This window comes from Streptomyces sp. NPDC005393 (genome assembly GCF_040606675.1).
Taxonomy (GTDB): Bacteria; Actinomycetota; Actinomycetes; order Streptomycetales; family Streptomycetaceae; genus Streptomyces.
This window is the reverse complement of sequence record NZ_JBEXFG010000125.1, coordinates 1-2349: the sequence shown is the minus strand read 5'-3', so window position 1 is coordinate 2349 and position 2349 is coordinate 1. Positions and strand designations below refer to the sequence as shown.

At 65.2% G+C, this 2349-nt stretch carries 1 protein-coding gene and 3 pseudogenes; 2 read left to right on the top strand and 2 right to left on the bottom strand.

Translation table 11 applies throughout. The features are described from left to right. Positions 1-347 precede the first annotated feature (347 nt). Positions 348-458: pseudogene (locus ABZS71_RS35515) on the bottom strand (3-methyladenine DNA glycosylase); the annotation flags it as partial. Positions 459-575: 117 nt separating this feature from the next. Here ABZS71_RS35515 and ABZS71_RS35510 point away from each other — a divergent pair. Further along, positions 576-833, top strand: a pseudogene (locus tag ABZS71_RS35510) (recombinase family protein); the annotation flags it as partial. 195 nt (positions 834-1028) lie between these two features. Here the strand turns inward: ABZS71_RS35510 and ABZS71_RS35505 are convergent. Next, positions 1029-1283 (bottom strand): annotated as a pseudogene (locus ABZS71_RS35505) (winged helix-turn-helix domain-containing protein); the annotation flags it as partial. A gap of 800 nt (positions 1284-2083) precedes the next feature. Between ABZS71_RS35505 and ABZS71_RS35500 the strand changes: the two are divergent. After that, on the top strand, positions 2084-2349 hold a 266-nt coding region (locus ABZS71_RS35500), incomplete at its 3' end, for a transposase (protein WP_356216964.1).

Here is a 2349-nt window from a genome sequence, read left to right as displayed (position 1 = left end):
AAACCGTATCACCGGTTTCTCCGGGCGCTTCCCTTCGGTCTTTCGTGTTTCCAACCTTACCAGATCCGTTTTCCGTTCCGTTTCCGGTCCGAATTACGTTTCCGGCCCCCTGTTGGAGCGGGGTGTTTCGCGCCTTCCGGCGTGTCCACTACTTTAGCGAATTTCCCACCGGGTGCCTAATCGGAGCCACGGGCCGTAATTTCGCGCAGCGAGATAAGACCCTGTTCGGGAGTCGTGAGTAGTGGTTTGCCGCCTGGGGCTTGCTGCGACCGGATCGTAAGGTCCGTGCCGACAGCGCTGCCCGTCTCAAGCGGCTCGGGCTACGTTAGGCGTCTGTTCAGCGGGAGTCAAGTTCCGACCTGACGACGCGTCGTATTCCGGCGCCGGGGGCTGTGTCCCCGGTAGGGGCTCACCGACGGTTCGCCGTCGATCCAGAAGCGCCAGGGGTGGGTTGCGCCTCAGGGCGGCAGGAAAACACGTACATACTGTCGCCAGATCACAGCAACGAGGCCCAGGTGGCTCGAAGGGGACGTGCCCGGCAGCTCGCGAAGGCGATCGTCAACATCCGCGTCAGCATGGCTCGGGAGGAGATGTACTCCCCCGAGCAGCAGAGCTATGCCTGCGAGATGTACGCGAAGGAGCACGACATCGAGGTCGTGGGCGAGCCGGTGCAGGACCTAGGCATGACTGGCCGCTCGTTCGCCAAGCGCCAGATCGCCCAGTTGATCGAGCGGGTGCGAGAGGGCGAGGCGGACTGCGTCCTCGTGTGGAAGTGGAGTCGCTTCGGTCGCAACAACCACGAGAGCCAGGTCAACCTGCGCAGCTTGGAGGAAGCCGGCGGAGTCCTGGTGGCTGTCACGGAGGACTTCGACACGGGTACCACTCATGGTCGTCGAGCCGCGTCCCGGGGCCCAGCGCGTCGTCGGACACCGGGGCCGGGGTGCGGGACACGTTCTGCGCATCCGCCAAGGAGTGCTCGCCTCCGCCCAGGCGTCGTCGGCCTGCACCACCCCGAGGATCAGATCGGTGTTCAGGTTCAGCTCGAACGGGACCAGCTCGAAGTACTTGAGCGCCTTCCCCTCCTCGGAGGCGTTCAGGCTCCCGACGACCAGGCCCACCTTCTCGAGGCGGTCGAGGTGCATGTACAGAAGAGGACGGGACATCTCCAGCCGTCGGGCCAGCTCACTGACGTACTGTCGGCCGTCGGCGAGCTCGGCGATGACCCTCAGACGCTGCGGGTGCCCCACCGCGGCCAGTAGGGCCAAGAGCTCGTCGCTGTCCACCGGCCACACTCCTCGCGCTGGAGAATCTGCCACTTGAGACTTCGCCACGACCTGGACAGCTGTCAACCGAACTAAACCCTTCACAGCCTGACCGTGGCCAGCGAGAGCGCCGGCGGTGGACGGACCTGCTCGCCCCGGACATCGCCCGACGCCCTGACGCCCCGGCAGACCCGATGACCGCGCGATGTGTCACCTGATCGCCTGGCGGCGGCCGAAGAGACGGACATCCAAGCCGGATCTCGCTCTCCGTTCCCAGCTCGCACAGACACGAAGGCGTAGAGCAGCGACCCCGGACTCCTACAGCGCGACGGATCGGCCCGGAGCTCGGCCGAGCACTTGCCGGACCCCAACAGAAACGGGTGAACTCCAGATCGTCACGAAACAAGCGTCCAGGGCGCTCAGAAAACTCCGCGCTCGTTGCCACTCACGCTCATGCCCCGATGCGCGGCTCTTCCTTCGACCCGTTTGAACCGCCAATCCCAGCACCGACACGCCGACTGCCACAAGACTTCAGCAGCGGAATCGCCGTTCGCCACAAAAGACCAGGCCACGGGCCTGGATCACCAATCCCAATGCGCTCCCCTTGCGCTCCCCTCATGCGACGGCCACCCCACAAGCCGACCAACCATCAGGAGCTCAGCTTGATCTTTAACCTCGCCGGTCACTCGACCTGCTGATCTTGGTTTGTTCCTGAGACAGCAGGGCGGCCGTTCTTCACGCTTCGAGGTGTCGAGCAACGTCGCGTGAAGGAAGCGCCGCTGGTGAAGAGTCTCGCCCCTGAACAGTCTGCTGACGCCGCGCTGGGCGTCCTGTCCCACTTTCGTGTCCAGTTCTACGACTGTCTTTACAGTCGGGCGGATGCGCTCTTCGAGCTCACCGACGCGGTGCTGTGCGCGGATGGTCCGGTCACCTCGCTGGTCGAGCTGACGCTCACGGCCGAGCACCGGCGCGGGCACGGGGCGATGTACGACGCGGTCAATCATGGCTGGCTGGAGCCGCGCCGCCTGCGCAGGCTGCTTGCCTCGACGCCGTTGCCGCGCGCGGCTGACGGGCGGATCGTGCTCGC